Here is an 18,345-nt window from a genome sequence, read left to right as displayed (position 1 = left end):
GGGCATCGCCGCGGCCGTACCGCGAGTCACCGGCCGCTTGGCCGCGGGCGAACCGATCGCCCCGGCCGTAGCCGCCTTCGGGCCGCGAACCACGTCCGGCGCCGTCGCCACCGCGGCCGTAGCTCTCGCCGCCACGGTTGTAGCGGTCGTCTCCGCGGCCGGAGCGGTCACCACCACGCCCGTAGCTGTCGCCACCGCGGCTGTAACGATCGTCGCCCCGACCGGAGCGGTCACCACCACGCCCGTAGCTGTCGCCCCCGCGGCCGAAACGGTCATCCCCTCGGCCTGAACGGTCACCACCACGCCCGTAGCTGTCCCCTCCACGGCCATAACGGTCGTCCCCACGACCGGAGCGGTCACCACCACGCCCGTAACTGTCGCCCCCACGGCCGTAACGGTCATCCCCTCGGCCGCCGGAGCGTGCTCCGCGTGTGTCGCCGCGGCCGTAGCTGTCCTCCCGGCGCCCGTACCGGTCGCCGCGCGATCCGCCGCGTCCCTCGTCGGTGCGGTCGGAGCGGCCGGCCGCCCCTCGTGCCGTGCGTCCGCCGCCGCGGGGCGGGTCGCTCTGTCTTTTCCTACGGTCCGGTGTGCCATCTCGGCGAGCGGGTGTATTCACGTGGTCCTCTGATCAGTCGACAGGATCCGCTGCGGATCCGGTCAATCCTCGGTGCCGAGATCGATATCCGATTCGGCGGGTTTCTTCAGCCTGGTGTACCGGGGGTCGGTCTCCAGGCTCTCGTTGATCTCGTCGATCAGGTCGACGCCCGGTAGCAGGGGCGCCAGCGACGGGAGTTCCGCCAGCGACGCGAGCCCGATCCGTTCCAGGAACAGTTCGGTGGTGACGTAGAGGGTGCCGTTGGTGTCGACGTCGGCTCCCGCCTCGGCGATCAGTCCCCGCGCCACCAGGGTGCGGATCACGCCGTCGACGTTCACCCCGCGCACGGCACTCACTCGTGCTCGCGTAACCGGTTGACGATAGGCGATAACCGCCAACGTTTCCAAAGCGGCCCTGGTGAGCTTGGACCGCGCCCCGTCCAACAGCATACGTTCGACGTAGGGCGCGTACTCGGTCCGGGTGTACAGACGCCACCCGTCGCCCACGTACCGCAGGTCGATTCCACTGCCCCGCGCAGTCCATTCCGCCGACATCTCCCGCAACACCCGCTCGACCCGCGCGGGTGCGTCGTCGACCGCCGCCGCGAGCAGTTCCACCGGCGCCGGCGCGTCCACCACCAGCAGCATCGCCTCGAGCGCCGACCGCAGTTCCTGATCGTCGAGCGGACGGGCTGGCTCCTCGTCGTCCGCGTCATTGCCTGCCGCGGGCGCTCGCTCGTCCGGCACGACGTCTGCGTTCTCCGCCACGGTTCTGGATTCGGCATCGTCTGCCGGGGCGACGGCGCCCTCGGCTCGGGCCGGCTCCGGCGTACCCGCGGTCCCGCGAGCTTCGGCCTCCACGCGATCACTGGGCTGCTCACCGTGCGACATCATCCGTAGTCCTCATCGATTGTCACGGGCTCGGCGGGCGCGCCCTCGGCGTCGTCGCCGATCCAGCGCACCGCCAGCGGGCCGAGCGGGTCGGGTTGGTCGAATTCGATCGTCTTGCCGCGGTAGAGCTCGAGCAGCGCGAGAAAGCGCGCGACGATCTGGATCGGCATCTCGCAATCCGCGCACAGGTCGTGGAAGGTCGACCACTCCCCCACCCCGCGCTTCTTCAGCATCTCCAGAACCAGCGCGGCCTGTTCGGCGACGGAGATGGAATGAGCGTGCAGGTGGTCCAGCCCTACCGTCGGCCGCGGCCGGGGCCGGAACGCGGCCGCGGCGATATCGGCGAAACCCGCCGCGTCGACGCCGAGGCTCACCTCCGGCAGCAGGTCCAGGAAGCGTTCCTCCAGCGATACCGCCCGCGGATACCGGCGCAACGCGGCGGCCTCGAGTTCACCGAGCAGTTCGGCGACCTGCTTGAACGCCCGGTACTGCAGCAGCCGCGCGAACAGCAGATCGCGCGCTTCCAGCAGTTCCAGGTCGTCGGCGTCGGTGACCTCACCGGACGGCAGCAGCCGGGCGGCCTTCAGATCGAGCAGGGTCGCGGCGACCACCAGGAATTCGGTGGTCTGATCGAGAATCCGATCCGCCCGCAGCGTCGGATCGCGTTCCAGGCTCGCGGTGAGCTCTTTGGTGTAGGCGATGAACTCGTCGGTGACCTTGTGCAGCGCCACCTCGGTCACATCGAGCCGCCGCTGGCTGATCAGCTGCAACAACAGGTCGAACGGACCCTGAAAATTGCTCAGCCGCAGGTGGAACCCGTCGGGCTTGTCTTCCGGTACGACCTCGGCAGCCGGTGGTCCGGCCTCGCTCACCGGCCCGACCGGTGGATGACTTCCCGTGCCATCGCCCGATACGCTTCCGCGCCACCGGATTTCGGCGCCCAGGTGGTGATCGGCTCACCGGCGACACTGGCATCGGGGAAACGGACGGTCCGGTTGATCACGGTGTCGTACACCAGATCGCCGAACACCTCCACCACCCGGGCCATCACCTGCCGGGAGTGCAGCAATCGCGCATCGAACATGGTGACAACGATGCCCGACAGCGCCAGCCGCGGGTTGAGCCGGTCCCGCACCTTCTCGACGGTGTCGGTGAGCAGCGCGAGCCCGCGCAGCGAGAAGTATTCGCATTCCATCGGGATGATCACACCATCGGCGCAGGCCAGCGCGTTGACGGTGAGCAGACCCAGCGACGGCTGGCAGTCGATGAGGATGTAGTCGTAGCGATCGCGCAGCGGGGCCAGCGCGCGGCCGAGGGTCTGTTCCCGGCCGACCTCGTTGACCAGCTGTATTTCGGCCGCCGACAGATCGATGTTGCTCGGCAGCAGATCCATGCCGTCGACCTTGGTGTTGAGCAGCACGTCGTCGACGCTCGCCCGGCCGCCGACGAGCAGATTGTGCACGGTCAGGTCCAGGTCGTGGTGGGCCACACCCAGCCCGGCCGACAGCGCACCCTGCGGGTCGAGGTCGACCAGCAACACCCGGCGGCCGTATTCGGCGAGCGCGGCACCGAGATTGATGGTGGAGGTGGTCTTGCCGACGCCGCCCTTCTGATTGCACATGGCGACGATCAGGGCGTCACCGTTGCGCGACGACGGGGGTGGTTCGGGAATGTCGCGCAGCGGGCGTCCGGTCGGGCCGAGTTCGGTACCGTCCGCCACGATGTCGTTCGCCTCCCAGAGTCTGCGGGCCGCCTGTTCGATTCGGAGGCCGGTTCGGATATTCGAAAGCGGTTCTGCCGCAGCGCTGTTCGGCGGCTCGGCCGGGCCGGCTGTCGTCATGTCCGCTGCTCCTTCAGTTTTCCTGCTCATTGCCCCGCCGCGCGCTGCGGAACAGCGGGCGATCGCTACACCGGACGCCGATGTACCGGACCGCCGCAATAGACGCTACCGCCTCCGAGCGCAAGACCCCCGATCGGACACGCTTGGGGAACGCCCCCGATCGTTGCGCACTTGTGTCATTGCCCGTGCCACAACACCGTGTCCTCACGGCACCAACCGCATTCTGTCGCCTCGAGGGGGTGTTGGGAAACCCTTTGCGGCAATCCGCACGCGATATCGCGCCGCCGCAGCCGGCGCGTTACCGTGCCCGCGGATGCGCGGTGGCCCACACCTCGTGCAGCGTATTGACCGTGACGAGGGTGTAGATCTGCGTGGTCGTCACCGAGGCGTGCCCCAGCAATTCCTGCACGACCCGCACGTCGGCGCCACCGTCGAGCAGATGGGTGGCGAACGAGTGCCGCAACGTGTGCGGCGACACCGCGGCACCGATCCCCGCCCGATCGGCCGCGTCCTGCAGAACCTGCCAGGCGCTCTGCCGCGAGAGCCGGCCGCCGCGAGCGTTGAGGAACAGGGCGGGAGTGCCCTTGCCGCGTGCGCCGAGCGCGGGCCGGCCACGGACCAGATAGGCGTCGACCGCCGCCAGCGCCGGCCGCCCGATCGGGACCATGCGCTGTTTACCGCCCTTGCCGTGCAGGACGACCGCGCGACCGGTGGTGTCGATATCGTCGACGTCGAGTCCGACCACCTCCGAGATCCGGGCGCCCGTGGAGTACAGCAACTCCAGCATGGCGCGGTCCCGCAGCCCGCGCGGCCCGCCTCCGGAACCCGCGTCGTCTCCGCCGCCCGCGGCCTCGAGCAGCCGGGAAATATCTTCGTACGGAAGCGCTTTCGGCAATCGCCGCGCCGGTGTCGGCGGCTTCACCCCGTGCGCGACATCTCCGGTGGTCAGTCCCTCGGCGGCCGCGAACCGGTGCAGGCCACGCACCGCGACCAGAGCGCGGGCGGCCGAACTGGCGGCCAGCGCCGGATACCCTTCGCCACCCGCCCGCAGCGAGACGACGAAATCGGCGATCTGGTTCTCGGTCACCCGGTCCAGATCACCGATATCCCGCTGTCGCAGAAACTCCCGATATCGCTGCAGATCACGGCGGTAGGCGCTGAGCGTATTGCTCGCCGCGCCCCGCTCGACCGTCAGATGGTCGAGATAGGCCTGGATCTGCCGCTCCACCATGGGTTCACCCGGCCGGTAGCAGCGCAACGACCGCCGAGGCGGCGGGGACAGCGACATTCACGATGTCATCATGACAGCAGCCGACGACATTCGTTCGCACGAAACACAGTGCGCGAGGTGCCCGGCCGGGTCCGCGGAGACACCCGGCCGGTTCCGCTCAGGCCCGTGCCTGTTCGGCGGCCTTGCGCTCGAGCAGCCGCGTCGGCATACCCGGCCACGGCGCGTCGGCGGGCCGCAGCGTGGTGCCGTTCGCCCGCGCGGCCCAGGCCGCCAGCACACCGGCGACCGCGGTCGCGTTCTCGATCCGGCCCGACAGCGCCGCGGTCACCGCCTCCTGCAGCGGCATCCGCACGACGGCCAGGTCGGCCTCCTCGTGCTCCGGGTCCGGCCGATCGGTGTCCGACAGCCCGGTCGCGAGATAGATGCGCAGTGCCTCGTCGGTGAATCCCGGCGACAGCACCACATCCACCAGCGTGGACCATTCCCGTGCCGCCAGCCCGGTCTCCTCGGCGAGTTCACGTCGCGCGGCCGCCAGCGGATCCTCACCGGCCTGATCGAGCAGCCCGGCGGGCAACTCCAGCAACCGCCGCCCGACCGGATGCCGGTACTGATTGATCAGCACCACGGCGCCGTCGTCGTCGAGGGCCACGATCGCGACCGCGCCGTGATGCTCGACCACCTCACGTTCGGCGACCCGCCCGCCGGGCATCTCGACCTGATCGCGGCGCAGCGCGACGATCGCCCCGGAATACACGGTTTCGGAGCCGACGGTGCGGAAGTCGTGGCTGCCGGGTTCGCTCACTGCCCGACCCGCTCGGCCTCGTCGGCCTCCTCGCCGTAGATCTCCACCGGAAGTCGTTCGGCGCCCTTGTATTTCAGCGCCGCGTCGACCAGTCCGGCGAACAGCGGATGCGGCCGGGTCGGCCGGCTCTTGAGCTCCGGATGCGCCTGAGTGGCCACGAAATACGGGTGCACGTTCGCCGGCAGCTCCACGAACTCGACCAGATGTCCGTCCGGCGAGGTGCCGGAGAACCGGAGTCCGCTCTGGCCGATCTTGTTGCGGTAGGCGTTGTTGACCTCGTAGCGGTGCCGATGCCGCTCCGACACCTCGGTGGTGCCGTAGGCCTGTGCCACGACCGATCCCTTCTCCAGCACGGCCGGGTAGGCGCCCAGGCGCATGGTGCCGCCGAGGTCGGCCTCACCGGCGACCGCCTGGGCCTGATCGGCCATCGTGGAAATCACCGGATGCGTTGTCTCAGGCTCGAATTCGGCGGAGTTGGCGTCCTCGAGGCCCACCGAACGGGCGGCCTCGATCACCACGCACTGCAGTCCCAGGCACAGGCCCAGCAGCGGAATGGAGCGGGTGCGCGCGAACCGGATCGCACCGACCTTGCCCTCGATGCCGCGAATGCCGAAGCCGCCGGGGATCAGCACCGCGTCGACATCGCCGAGGTGATGCTGCGCGCCCTCCGGAGTCTCGCATTCGTCGGACTGCACCCAGCGGATGTTCACCTTGGCCTTGGCCGCGAAACCACCGGCCCGCAGCGCCTCGGTCACCGAGAGATAGGCGTCCGGCAGGTCGACGTACTTGCCGACCAGCGCCACAGTCACCTCCTCGCGCGGGTTGTGCACGCGGTCGAGCAGATCGCCCCACACGGTCCAGTCGACATCGCGGAACGGCAGCCCCAGTTTGCGCACCACATAGGCGTCGAGGCCCTCGCGGTGCAGCACCTTCGGAATGTCGTAGATCGACGGCGCGTCGGGCGTGGAGATGCAGGCGTCGACGTCGACGTCGCACATCAGCGCGATCTTGTTCTTCAGCCCCTGCGGCACCTCCCGGTCGCAGCGCAGGATCAGCGCGTCGGGCTGAATACCGATGTTGCGCAGCGCCGCCACCGAATGCTGCGTGGGTTTGGTCTTCAGCTCGCCGGAGGGCGCCAGATACGGCACCAACGTCACGTGCAGGAAGAAGCAGTTGTCCCGGCCGACCTCGTGCCGGATCTGGCGGGCGGCCTCGAGGAACGGCTGGGATTCGATATCGCCGACGGTGCCGCCGATCTCGGTGATCACCACGTCCGGCGTCTGTCCCTGCAGATCCGGGCCGCTCATCGCGAGGATGCGGTTCTTGATCTCGTCGGTGATGTGCGGGATCACCTGCACGGTGTCGCCGAGGTACTCACCGCGGCGCTCCTTGGCGATCACCGTCGAGTAGACCTGCCCGGTGGTGACGTTCGCGTAACCCGACAGATCTCGATCGAGGAACCGCTCGTAGTGGCCGACGTCGAGGTCGGTTTCGGCGCCGTCCTCGGTCACGAACACCTCGCCGTGCTGGAAGGGGTTCATGGTGCCGGGGTCGACATTCAGATACGGGTCCAGCTTCTGCATGGTGACCCGCAACCCGCGGGCGGTCAGCAGCTGGCCGAGGCTGGAGGCGGTCAGTCCCTTACCGAGGGAGGAGGCGACACCGCCACTCACGAAGATGTGTTTGGTGGCCGTCTGATGGGGGGAACGCGCCGGAATCCGCGATTGACTCACGGAACTCCACGCTAACACGAAAAACGGTTGCGAAACGAATGCCACGCGGGGAACACCGGAGGTCGTCGTGCCGGTTTGTCACTTGCGTCTCATTCACCGCAGCAACCCCATGACGCGCAGACCTGCCGGCGCCGATCGCCCGGCACTCGCTCCGACGTGACGGATCATCCGATCGGGTGCGACGAAGGCGGCCGCGCTCAGCCGGGCGAAGCGGTCACCGACAGCGACGTCGCCTCCGGCCCGGTGCCGTAGTGACCGGTTTTGCCGCCCAGTTGCTCGGCGAGGCCGAGAGCCGTTGTGACCCGGCCCGTCTCGCGGTCCACATTGTCGACCGTGGACACCGTCGCGTCGAGGCGGTTGTCACGGCGCACCTCGGCGATCGGGCCCGATCCGTCCGAGGATCCGGCCCGTCCCGCCAGCACCAGACCCGCCCCGCGTCCGCGCAGCGCCCCGGCGACATGCGCGATGATCGAGCCCTGCCCGTTGTGGTCGGCCCGCGCGCCCGCCCCGGTCACCACCACCGCCAGCTGCGCGGGCGCGAAGTCGCCGGCGCCGAGGAATCCGCCGTGGCGCAAGGTGTCGGCGATCAGTCCGCGCTCCTGTGCGGTGGCACGGTCGGCGCCGTTGGCGGGGTCGGTGAGGAATGCCAGGCCGAGCAGATCGCCGGCGAGGCTGCCCTGATCGACCGCCTCGGTCTGCAATTGCGCCCCGGCCGGAATCATATTCGTCACCGCGGTCCGCAATCGGTCCCCCTGCGACGCGTCGACGAAGGCGTCGGTGAGTGCGACCCGCCCGGTGATCGTCGCCCCGGCGGTGGTCAGCGCCGCCGTCACGGCGTCGACATCGCCGGAGTCGGCATCCGGGGTGGTGAAGACGAGCACAGTGCGATCGGCGAGGGTTCCGTTCAGGATGCGGCCGGCCGACCGGGCGATGAAGTCGTCGGCCGCACCGACCTGCCGTTCGAGTTGTCCGTTGGCCGCGGCGAGCGCGTCGTTGCGCCGGGCCAGATCGTCACCGCCACCCGAACCACCGTGGCGGACGACGGCGCCGAGCGCCGCACCCACCGCCAATGCCAGAAAGATCGCGGTCAGGGAGACGACGAGCCGACGCATGGAACCCACTGTTTTCTCTACCCCCGACGGTCCGATAGTCGATGGAGCCAGTCCTGCGACTGCCGCCACGCCGAGTCCAGCCAATCCAGCACATCGCTGCCCAGATGCGAGGACACCAGCAGTCCGACGATCAGCGCGATCAGCGCGGCCAGCACCACCAGTGCGGTCGCCCACCCGGAGTTGCCCTGCCGATAGAGGGTGGCCACGGCCTTGGCGTCCATCAGTTTCGGCCCCGCCTTGAGCCGGGTCAGGAACATCGCGGGCGCCGATTCGCGGCGGCTGCGATCGAAGAAGTCGTCGAGCGAGGCCGGTGCCCCGCAGGTGATGATCAGCGCGGCCCCGTGATGATCGGCCAGCAGCAGCGCCAGATCCGCCGCCGATCCCGAGGACGGGAAGGTGGTGGCGCCGATGCCCAGGTCCTGAATTCGCTCCAGCCCCTTGGCATGTCCGTCGGTGTCGGCCGGAAGGATCAGCTCGGCACCGCATTTCAGCGCGCTCGCGGTGATCTCCTCCGGGTCACCGACGATCAGATCGGGGCGGTACCCGGCCTTGGTCAGGATGTCGGCACCGCGCCCGACACCCACCAGAATCGGCGCGTATTCCTTGACGAAAGGCTTGATCGCCTTGAGGTCGTCGCGACCGTCCACCCCGTCGGCGACCACCACGACATGGCGGCCGCGCATCGACAGATCCAGGGCCGGTACTCCGAGACCGTCGATCAGCATCGCGCTTTCGGTCCGGATGTATTCGGTCGTATTGCCGGCGAAGGCCTCCAGATGATCGGCCAGCCCGTTGCGTGCCGCGATCATCCGCTCGGCGATGACCTGGTCGGTGAGCTCGATGGCCTCGACCAGAACCTCCGGTTCCTTCTTGGTCAACTTGTCGGCATACACCACACCGGCGTCGATGCGGACCTTGCTGCCGTCCTTGATCTTGCCGAAGACGTCACCGGAGACAGCATCCAGCAACACGATTCCGTTGGCGGCCAGCCCTTCCGGGCCGAGGTTCGGATAGCGGCCGGAAATCGAGGGCGAGGCATTGATCACCGCCGCCACACCGGCCTCGACGAGCCGGTCAGCGGTGAGGCGATCGATGTCCATCTCGTCGAGGACCACCACATCGCCCGAGCCGACCCGCTTGAGCAGACGCCGGGTATTGCGGTCCACCCGGGCCATCCCGGTGACGCCGGGAAGCGTTTCGGTGTTGCGGGACAACAGCGCCAGCATCTTCATGGCATCCGATGATGGCCGCCGACTCTCAACCTGTGGTGGAGGCGCGCCGACGTCGTATCACATCCCCTGGCATGAGGCCAGCAAACCCGCACCTCGCCGACGTCGACTGGCGTGCCGAGCCGTACCGCTGGTACCGATATGCTTCGGCTCACTGCATCCGAAGGAGAACGCCATGGCCAGTACCACCGTCGACACGGTCATTCCCGCACCGCGCGACGTCGTCTACAAGCTGTTCGCCGAACGCGACAGTCTCAACGGCTATCTGCCCGTGCGCATTACGCTGCGTCAGCCCGGCGCCCCCGAGGCCTCCGGCGTCGGCGCGCGCTACCTGGTCGGCGTGGGTGGCATCGGCGTGACCGAGGAAACCACCGAACTGGTTCCCGGGGAGCGCATGGAATACCGGATCATCGCGGGGGCACCGGTGAAGCGGCACGTCGGCACCATCACCTTCGCCGACGCCCCGGGCGGCACCCTGGTGTCCTACCGGATGGAGTCCGAGCCCAAGCTGCCCGTGCCGGACAAGGCGACCGAACTGTTTCTGCGCGGCCTGATCTCGCCGTTCCTCAAGGCCGCCAAGAAGGCCGTCGCCAAGTAGGAGCCGCGCGCGCAGTCAGCCCGCCGCCGAGGTGGTGTCGGCCTTCTCCGCCCGCGCGGTGGCCAACAACTCCTCGGCATGGGCGCGGCCGGTCTCGGTGTCGTCGAGGCCGGCCAGCATGCGGGCCAGTTCCACGACCCGCTCGTCGGTGGTCAGCGCCCGCACCCCGCTGTTGACGCCCTTACCGTCGTCGACCTTGTCGACCACGAGGTGGGTGTCGGCGAAGGCGGCCACCTGCGGCAGATGGGTCACCACGATGACCTGATGGGTGCGGGCCAGCCGGGCCAGCCGCCGCCCGATCTCGACCGCGGCGCGACCGCCGACACCGGCGTCGACCTCGTCGAACACCATGGTCGAGCCGTATTCGGAGGCCGCGAGCACCACTTCCAGCGCCAGCATCACGCGCGAGAGCTCACCACCGGATGCACTGCGGCTCAACGGCAGCGACTGCGCGCCGGAGTGGGCCGACAGCCGGAATTCCACCTCGTCCACTCCGGACGTGCCCGCATGCAGTTCCGCCCCCTCGACGGTGATGGGCGCACTGTCCTGCGCCGATGCCGCCAGCGGCCGCACCTCCACCTCGAGTTTGGCGCGGCCCATCGCCAGACCGCTCAATTCGGCGCTCACCGCGGTCGCGAGTTTGCGTGCGGCCTTGCGCCGGGCCGCGGTCAGTTTCTTCGCCGTCTCCCGCACCTGAACGGCCGCGGTCTCCACCTCGGCGGCCAACGCCGCCAGCGCTTCCTCCGACACGTCGAGCGAGGCCAGGCGGGTGCGCGCCTCGTCGGCCCAGGCGATCACCGCGTCGATATCGGGTGCGTATTTGCGGGTCAGCGATTTCAGTTCCGCCTGGCGGGTGAGCAGGCTGTCCAGCGCCGCCGGATCCGACGGCAGATCCGACAGATACGAACTCAATTCGGTGGTCACATCGACCACCACCGCGATCGCCTCCCCCAGCCGCGGCGCCAACGCCGTCAGCGCCGGATCGTCACTGGATTCCAGCCGGGCCCGCGCACCACCGAGCGCGTCCAGCGCACCGGCTCCCTCCCCGTCGCCGGAGCCCGCCAGGGCGGCGTGGGCGGCGCCGGCCGCCTCCCGCAGCGAATCGAGATCGCCGAGCCGCAGCACCTCGGCGACGATGCGCTCGTCCTCACCGGGTTCCGGTGCGACCGTGTCGATTTCGTTCAGCGAATGCTGCAGCCGATCGGCCTCGAGTGCGAGTTCGCGGCTGCGCGCGGTGCGCTCCAGCAGTTCGGTGCGTGCCTGCAGCCAGGTGCGGCGGGCCAGCTGATATTTGCGCAGCAGCCCCGCCACCGCCTCACCGGCGAAGCGGTCCAGCGCCTGCAGCTGCTGATCGGGTCGCTGCAGCCGCAGCTGGTCGTTCTGCCCGTGCACGGTCAGCAGCGGCGCCGTGAAATCCGACAACACCGCGGCCGGCACACTGCGGCCGCCGAGATGGGCCCGGGATCGCCCGTCGCTGCCGACGGTGCGCACGGCGATGACGCTGTCGTCGTCGTCGCGCTGCGCGCCGGAGGATTCCAGCACCTTCTCGACCTCGTCGCGGGCGCTGTCGTGCACATCCTCGACGGTGAACCGGCCCTCGACGACGGCCCGCTGCGCGCCCTGACGCACCCGCCCGGCGTCCGCGCGGGCGCCACCGAGCAGATGCAGTCCGGTGACCACCATGGTCTTGCCGGCACCGGTCTCACCGGTCACACAGGTCAGTCCCTCGTGGAACTGCGCGGTGGCGGTGGATATGACGCCGAGGCCGTCAATCCTGATCTCTGTCAGCACGTGTGCTCTCCGTTCGGCGGTGTTCGCTATCGCCTGAGCCGGGTTGCTCGATGGGAGTGCGGGCCGGCTCCGTCGCGCGCGGCCGTTCCGGCCGCCGGCCCCGCCAGCCTGTCACGGGTAAGCGGAATTTGCGCACCATCCGGTCGGCGAAGGGGGCGGAATCCAGCCGCACCCAGCGCACCGGTTCGGCGCCGCGTACCGCTTCGAATCGCCCGCCCCGCGGCAATGCCAGCGTACGCCGGCCGTCCAGGAAGACGATCGCATCATGGCCCGTCGCAACGGTTTCCACCGCGATCCGCGACTCCGGGCTGGTCACCAGGGGCCGCGCGAACAGTGCGTGCGCGTTGCTGGGAATCACCAGCAGCGCCTCGAGTTCGGGCCACACCACGGGACCACCCGCGGAGAAGGCGTAGGCGGTGGAGCCGGTGGGTGTCGCGATCAGCACACCATCACAACCGAATTGCGATACCGGGCGGCCGTCGACCTCGAGCACGACCTCCAGCACACCCATGCGGGCGGCATTCTCGATACTGGCCTCGTTGAGGGCCCATCCGCGTTCCACGACCACATCATCGACGCGGACACTGACATCTACGGTCATCCGCTGCTCGATGCGGTAATCGCCGCGCACCACCTGGGCCAGCGCGTCGTCGAGATGTTCGGCCTCGGCCTCGGTGAGAAAACCGATGCGGCCCAGATTGATTCCCAGCACCGGAACCCGCGCCGGATGTGCCATCTCCGCGCCGCGCAGGAAGGTGCCGTCACCACCGAGCGCGAGCACCATCTCACAGCCGACCGCGGCGTCGGGGCCGTGCGCCATCACCCGCACCGGGTAGCCGTCGGGTTCGCCGGTGTCGTCGAAATCCAGTTTGGTGCTGTAGGCCTCGTCCTCGAGGACCCGCAGCCCGATTCCGGCGTCGGCGAAGATCTTCGCGACCCGATGGGCGGTCTCGAGCAGTTCGGAACGGCCCGGATGGGCGACGAGCAGGATCTCCCGCTTCACTGTGGCCCCTCCTCGACCGCACGCTGCACCAATTCGCTGATATCGGGCTCCGATTCGATTTCGGGCGAATCGGTGTCCGATGTTTCCTTGTCCTGGCTTTCCTTGCGCAGCCACAGGAAATACTCGACGTTGCCGGACGGGCCGGGCAACGGGCTGGCGACCACACCGCGGGTGCGCAGGCCCAGTCCGGCGGCCGCGGCGGCCACTTCGGTCACCGCCTCGGCGCGCAGAGCCGGATCACGCACCACACCGCCGGAGCCTACTCGCTGTTTACCGACCTCGAACTGCGGTTTCACCATGGGCAGCAGATCCGCACCCGGTGCACAGCAGGCGGCCAGCGCCGGCAGCACCAGCGCGAGCGAGATGAACGACAGATCGGCGACCACCAACTCGACGGGACCGTCGATCGCCTCCGGCGTCAGCGCCCGCACATTGGTGCGGTCGAACACCCGGACCCGCTCGTCGTTGCGCAGCCGCCACACCAGCTGGCCGTACCCCACATCGACGGCGACCACCTCGCGGGCGCCGCGGGCGAGCAGCACATCGGTGAATCCGCCGGTCGAGGCGCCGGCGTCGAGGCAGCGCTTCCCGGCCACGCTCACCCCGAGCGGCTCGAACGCCTCCAGCGCGCCCAGCACCTTGTGCGCACCCCGCGAGGCCCACTGGACCTCGTCGGGTTCCTCGCGAACCAGCAAGGGAGTATTCGGTTCGACCGCGGTCGCCGGTTTCGACGCGACCGCACCGTTGATCAGGACGCGACCCGCACCGATCAGCTCGACCGCGTGTTCTCGCGATCGCGCCAATCCGCGGCGAACCAGTTCGGCGTCCACTCGCGCGCGCCTGGCCACCTCAGATCTTGTCCACCGTCGCCAGGGCGCCGACCAGCACCTCGTGTGCCTGTTCGAGAATGCGCGCCCGCCGGGTGAGATCGGTTCCGGCCCGGTCCACCCCGTCGGCGTCGTCGCCGCTCTGGCGCCGGCCCCCGGGCAACTCCGCGAGCAGCGCCGCCACCTCGGCACGCACCTTCTCCGGGTCGGCGAACTCCGCCGTCCCTCCCGCGAGATGCTGCCCGGGCAGCGGAACTCCCGGACGAGGACCGGAGGAACCGGACGGATGCGGACGCGGAATGGGCGTAGTCATGGTGCCGACAACGCTACCGGAGCTCACCGACATCCCGGCAAGCGGCGGCACGGGTGAAACGGAGGTCACGGTGCCGCCCAAGCGGCCGCGTGCCGGCCCCGTCCTTCGCTCACAGCCGCTCGCGAGCGAGCCGTCGCGGGACCGAGTCACGGGCATCACCGATGCACGCCCAAGGCAGACGAGTCGGTGCTGTGTTTCCGGGTAAGCGACCACGACCTCCGTCCGCCGGGCGTGTCGTGTCGATGTGGAGGGCATAACGGTCGAACCAGGGCCGGGCGCCGACCGCTCGGCATCGACAGCCGAAGCCCCAGGACCGGTGGTGTGCGGCAGATGTTGGCACAATGGCGGCGTGGGAGGTAAGCGACGACATGGATCCGCCCGGTTCGTCGCACTCGCGGCGGTATGGACGGCGACCGCGGTGGTCGCCGCCGCCGAATACGCCCACTGGCGCGCATCCCGGCAACTACTCGGACCGCGGCGCGAACCTCGACCTGGCGACACCTGTGCGGTGGTCGTGCTGGGCTACCCGGCCGCCGCCGACGGCCGCACGCGCGCGTTGCAGCGCTGGCGATGCCGCATCGGCGCCCGTTCGCTGCCGTCCGATCGCGACGGATTCCTGATCTTCAGCGGCGGCGCCGTGCACGGCCCCTGGGTCGAAGCGACGGTCATGGCCGAGTACGCCCGCACTCACCTCGGCGTCCCGCCCGAGCGTATCCGCACCGAAACATCCGCCGAAACCACCTGGCAGAACATCGAATTCACCATCCCGGCCCTGGAACGGGCCGACCGCATCATGATCGCCTCCGACCCCATGCACGCCGCCCGGGCCCGCCGCTACCTGTGGGCGCAGCGACCGGACCTCGCCGCGCGCCTGGCCCCCGCCGCCGACTACCGGCCACTGGAACGCTGGTGGCTCAAAATCCCCACTGCCGCACATGAATCCGCGGCGATCAGCCGACGCCGCGCCGGAGCCGCCGCCACTCCGCTACTACGCCGCCTGGGCCTGATTTCGGAGACCGCGGCAGCATCCCTGACTGCCGAAGACCGCGACGATTGACCGACGAACCGGGCGCTCCCGGCACGATGGGACAGCCGCCGCGCCGTGTGGCACGCAGTAGCGACGACGCTCGGCAGCGATGCCGCCTCCTACAGCGGTAACGGTCCAGGCGTTGAAGTCTTACGCCGCTGTACTGCCGCCCTCCACCAAGAAGATCCCGCCGGAGTAGCCGCGCCCCGGAGGCGTCGTGGAGGCCGAGCCGTCATCTCGCCCGCCGTCACTTCAGCGACTCGACCATCGGCCGTCGGTGCGGCGGCGGTAATGGACGCGGTCGTGGCGGTGTCGATGGTGCTCGACGCCATCTACTACCTATGGCCGAGCGTGAGTCGAATGGTTACGCGCGCGGCGGAGACGATCGCGCTCCGCTGATACGAGCGCGGGAGCGACGACCGGCGGTCCGGCGATGACCGACGCGGTGGCCAACCGGCGCTCGGCTGGATTCCGGCGTGACGAACCGTTACCGCGCCAATTCGATTGCACGGCCGGGGTTTTCGTCCAGCAAGCCGGCCAGGTGGTCGATCGCGTCGCCGTCGGGCGATTCCTGCCGGATCACCGGGTGATTCAGTGCGTCGAGGGTGCGGGAGATGTAGGTGGGCAGGTGGTCGGCGGGGCGGGCTCGCAGGTCGTCGAGCGTGCTGACGCCGGTGAGGACCAGCAACGACGGCAGGCCGACGCACCGGGCGCCGTCGATATCGGTGTCGAGCCGGTCTCCGACCACGAGTGCGTCGCGGGTCTCCGCGCGGACCAGCGCATCCTCGAGCAGCGGCGCGTAGGGTTTACCGGCTACCACGGGTTCCTGGTCGGTCGCGGCTCGCAATGCCGCGACCATCGCACCGTTGCCAGGCGCCAGGCCGCGCTCGTTCGGCAACGTGGCGTCCGCGTTCGCGGCCACCCACAGCGCACCGGCACGTACCGCGTAAGCCGCTTCGGCGAGGTCCGGCCATCCGGTCTGCGGGGAATGTCCCTGCACGACGGCGGCCGGGGCGACCCCGTTGAAACGCCGAATCGGTTGCAGGCCCACCTGTTCGATCTCCGCCGCGAGATCGTCGGTGCCGACGATCAGAACGGTGGATCCGGCGGCCAGCCGGGAGGCGAGCACGTGCGCGGCCGCCTGCGCACTGGTGACGACATCGGATTCGCTTGCGCCGAAACCCAATTCGCGCAGATGCGCGGCCACCACACCGGCCGACCGGCTGGCATTGTTGGTGACGAACATCAGCTTCTGCGCGCCGCCGCCGGCGTCCAGGGCCGCCGGGGCGCCGGAGATCACCTCCGCACCCCGATACAGCGTGCCGTCCAGATCCAGCAGGAGAGCCTCGAAGCCCTCCCGAAGCGATGCTGCCACTAGTTACTCCACGTCGTCGTCGACCTGTGCGCCCGCGAGTTCGTCGGCACGCTCCTCGGCGTCGGTATCACCGTCGACATCGGCCGCGGCCGCGTTGAGGAACCATTGCAGTGCCTCGTCGGACCGGCCGGCGGCGAGCAGCGCCTCCGCATAGGCGTAGAACAACCGTGCCGAGGCCGGACCGGAACGCGAGGGTTCCAGTTCCGGCGTCTGCAAGGTGACCACGGCCTGATCGTATTGGCCCAAATCCATTCGCGCACCGGCGACGACGATCCGCAGCTCGGTCGCCTCGTCACCCGACAGCGCACGCGCCTCGTCGCTACGGCCGAGCTCGATCGCGCGTTCGGGCCGTCCCAGCCCGCGTTCGCAATCGGCCATGACCGCCAGCAGACCCGAGCCGCCGGACATCCGGCGCGCTGTGCGCAGTTCGGACAGGGCCTCGGCCCACTCACCGGCGTGATACGCGGTGACACCGGCCGTTTCGCGGACCACCGCGATGCGTCCGGCGCGGCGCCGGGCGGCGCGCGCATGTTCGAGTGCCTGCTCCGGATCCTCGTCGAGGAGCCGGGCGGCCATCACCAGATGCCGGGCGACCGCCTCGGCGTTGTTCTTGTCGAGGCTCAGCAGATCGCGGCGCACCGCGCCGTCCAGATCGCTCGCCTGCACATCATCCGGCAACTCGGGCTCGTCGGGCCGCCCCGCCCGGTTATCGCCACCGACACGGGCCCCTTCGCCACCCCGTCGCCGCGGCTCGCGGTCCTCGACGTTCGCGCCGGTCTCTGCCGCTTCCCCGGTGTGCGCGGTGGTCTCGGCCTCATCGGCCGAGCCGAACCGCCGCTCGGAGTCCGCGCCACCGCGCCGGAACCCGCCGCGCCGATCACCCTCGCCCCGGCTGTAACCACCCGGACGATCGTCACGATCGCCCGCGCCTCCCGGACGCCGGCCACCTTCATCGCGCCGGAAGCCGCCACGGCGATCATCAGTGCCGCGCCCGTAACCACCCGAGCGCCGATCTCCTTCGTCACGCCGGAATCCGCCCGAGCGCCGGTCGTCGCCACCACGGTTGTAACCACCGGAACGGCGGTCATCGCCACCACGCTCGGAGCCACCGGAACGACGATCATCTCCGCCGCGCCCGTAGCCACCGGAACGACGATCATCGCCACCACGGCTGTAACCACCGGATCGACGATCGTCACCGCCGCGCCCGTAGCCACCGGAACGACGGTCGTCACCACCACGCTCGGAGCCACCGGAACGGCGATCGTCCCCGCCGCGGCTGTAACCACCGGAACGACGGTCGTCGCTGTCGCGCCGGAATCCACCCGGACGACGGTCATCGCCTCCGCGTTCGTACCGCCCGATCGACGGTCGTCGCCACCGCGGCCGTAACCGCCGGAGCGACGGTCGTCGTCTCCACGGCCATGTCCACCGGAACGGCGGTCGTCGTCGCCACGGCCATATCCACCGGAACGGCGGTTATCGTCGCCACGCCGGAAGCCACCGGAGAGGCGATCGTCTCCACCGCGGTTGTAACCGCCGGTACCGCGATCGGATCCACGACGGTCGTCTCCACGCCCGGATCCACGACGGTCGTCGTCACGCGCGCCGTATCCGCTCGAGCGGCGCGTATCGTCGCCGCGCCGGAAGCCTCCGGAGCGGCGCTCACCTTCTCCGCGGTCGTGGGCAGGTGTGCCGGAGCCGGCCGAGTCCGGACCGGTACTGCCACGGCGGAAGGGTCTCCTACCGTCGTCATGCTCCGACACAGCGTTACCTTTCTCTGATCCGGCACGAGCAGCCGGTGACGACATGCAAACTGTGCGCCGTGCGCCGGCACCTATCTGCAACCACCATAAATTCAATCACGCGACACGAACGCGTCCCCACTTGCCCGGCCTGCGTGCGCATCGAGATTCGCCCTCCGGCGAACAGCCGTGACTTCGACGGTGCGGCGACGGGGCCGGGCACAAGGGGCGCAT

Annotated in this window: 17 protein-coding genes; 3 read left to right on the top strand and 14 right to left on the bottom strand. The window is 69.6% G+C overall.

Annotated elements, in window-relative coordinates; all coding sequences use genetic code 11:
* Positions 1 to 289: hypothetical protein (locus ON23_RS37805; RefSeq protein WP_218001090.1), on the top strand; the 289-nt coding region annotated here is incomplete at its 5' end.
* 368 nt (positions 290 to 657) lie between these two features.
* Here ON23_RS37805 and scpB read toward each other — a convergent pair.
* The 8 genes from scpB to steA form a co-directional block, all read right to left on the bottom strand.
* On the bottom strand, positions 658 to 1,488 hold the full coding sequence (gene scpB / locus ON23_RS09995; protein ID WP_086006881.1) for an SMC-Scp complex subunit ScpB: 831 nt from the start codon (positions 1,486 to 1,488) through the stop codon (positions 658 to 660).
* Entirely contained in the window at positions 1,485 to 2,357 is an 873-nt protein-coding gene (locus ON23_RS09990) for a segregation and condensation protein A (RefSeq protein ID WP_051042319.1), read from the bottom strand. Before ON23_RS09990 ends, scpB begins: the two co-directional genes overlap by 4 nt.
* The gene (locus tag ON23_RS09985; protein ID WP_083903817.1) at positions 2,354 to 3,325 is read right to left on the bottom strand and encodes a ParA family protein; all 972 of its coding nucleotides are present in this window, start codon (positions 3,323 to 3,325) and stop codon (positions 2,354 to 2,356) included. The genes ON23_RS09990 and ON23_RS09985 overlap by 4 nt, the downstream gene beginning before the upstream one ends.
* A gap of 298 nt (positions 3,326 to 3,623) precedes the next feature.
* A complete protein-coding gene (gene xerD, locus ON23_RS09980; RefSeq protein WP_039777720.1) occupies positions 3,624 to 4,556 on the bottom strand; it encodes a site-specific tyrosine recombinase XerD in 933 nt (310 codons plus the stop codon).
* Between the two features lie 157 nt (positions 4,557 to 4,713).
* Positions 4,714 to 5,358 carry an NUDIX domain-containing protein gene (locus ON23_RS09975; RefSeq protein WP_039777719.1) on the bottom strand — a complete coding sequence of 215 codons (645 nt, stop codon included), beginning with the start codon at positions 5,356 to 5,358 and terminating at the stop codon, positions 4,714 to 4,716.
* Positions 5,355 to 7,091, bottom strand: a complete 1,737-nt coding sequence (gene pyrG / locus ON23_RS09970; protein ID WP_039777718.1) for a CTP synthase — start codon at positions 7,089 to 7,091, stop codon at positions 5,355 to 5,357. The genes ON23_RS09975 and pyrG overlap by 4 nt, the downstream gene beginning before the upstream one ends.
* A gap of 197 nt (positions 7,092 to 7,288) precedes the next feature.
* Positions 7,289 to 8,203, bottom strand: a complete 915-nt coding sequence (locus ON23_RS09965; protein WP_210744282.1) for a copper transporter — start codon at positions 8,201 to 8,203, stop codon at positions 7,289 to 7,291.
* A gap of 17 nt (positions 8,204 to 8,220) precedes the next feature.
* Positions 8,221 to 9,435: a putative cytokinetic ring protein SteA gene (gene steA, locus ON23_RS09960; RefSeq protein WP_039777717.1), complete on the bottom strand. Its 1,215-nt coding sequence runs from the start codon at positions 9,433 to 9,435 to the stop codon at positions 8,221 to 8,223.
* A 172-nt stretch (positions 9,436 to 9,607) separates the two neighbouring features.
* Between steA and ON23_RS09955 the strand changes: the two genes are divergently transcribed.
* Complete coding sequence (locus ON23_RS09955) at positions 9,608 to 10,030, top strand: SRPBCC family protein (protein ID WP_030518953.1); 423 nt, start codon at positions 9,608 to 9,610, stop codon at positions 10,028 to 10,030.
* Between the two features lie 15 nt (positions 10,031 to 10,045).
* Here ON23_RS09955 and recN read toward each other — a convergent pair whose 3' ends face one another.
* From recN to ON23_RS09935, 4 genes are read right to left on the bottom strand one after another with little or no spacing between them, the layout of a single operon-like run.
* Complete coding sequence (gene recN / locus ON23_RS09950) at positions 10,046 to 11,821, bottom strand: DNA repair protein RecN (protein ID WP_039777716.1); 1,776 nt, start codon at positions 11,819 to 11,821, stop codon at positions 10,046 to 10,048.
* On the bottom strand, positions 11,799 to 12,824 hold the full coding sequence (locus ON23_RS09945; protein WP_039777714.1) for an NAD kinase: 1,026 nt from the start codon (positions 12,822 to 12,824) through the stop codon (positions 11,799 to 11,801). Before ON23_RS09945 ends, recN begins: the two co-directional genes overlap by 23 nt.
* Positions 12,821 to 13,672, bottom strand: coding sequence for a TlyA family RNA methyltransferase (locus ON23_RS09940; protein WP_039777713.1), 852 nt, complete (start codon positions 13,670 to 13,672; stop codon positions 12,821 to 12,823). The genes ON23_RS09945 and ON23_RS09940 overlap by 4 nt, the downstream gene beginning before the upstream one ends.
* Position 13,673: 1 nt before the next feature.
* Positions 13,674 to 13,964, bottom strand: coding sequence for a hypothetical protein (locus tag ON23_RS09935; protein WP_036500777.1), 291 nt, complete (start codon positions 13,962 to 13,964; stop codon positions 13,674 to 13,676).
* 349 nt (positions 13,965 to 14,313) lie between these two features.
* Here ON23_RS09935 and ON23_RS09930 point away from each other — a divergent pair, with 349 nt between their 5' ends.
* Entirely contained in the window at positions 14,314 to 15,021 is a 708-nt protein-coding gene (locus ON23_RS09930) for a YdcF family protein (RefSeq protein WP_083903816.1), read from the top strand.
* Positions 15,022 to 15,478: 457 nt separating this feature from the next.
* Here the strand turns inward: ON23_RS09930 and ON23_RS09925 are convergent, their stop codons facing one another.
* Both ON23_RS09925 and ON23_RS39780 read right to left on the bottom strand, forming a co-directional pair.
* A complete protein-coding gene (locus tag ON23_RS09925; RefSeq protein WP_039777711.1) occupies positions 15,479 to 16,366 on the bottom strand; it encodes an HAD-IIA family hydrolase in 888 nt (295 codons plus the stop codon).
* A 3-nt stretch (positions 16,367 to 16,369) separates the two neighbouring features.
* Entirely contained in the window at positions 16,370 to 17,731 is a 1,362-nt protein-coding gene (locus ON23_RS39780) for a hypothetical protein (RefSeq protein ID WP_373282181.1), read from the bottom strand.
* Between the last annotated feature and the right edge of the window lie 614 nt (positions 17,732 to 18,345).

The organism is Nocardia cerradoensis NBRC 101014, from assembly GCF_000308535.1.
Classification (GTDB): Bacteria; Actinomycetota; Actinomycetes; order Mycobacteriales; family Mycobacteriaceae; genus Nocardia; species Nocardia cerradoensis.
The sequence above is the reverse complement of the archived record's forward strand: the minus strand, read 5'-3'. Positions and strand labels throughout refer to the sequence as shown.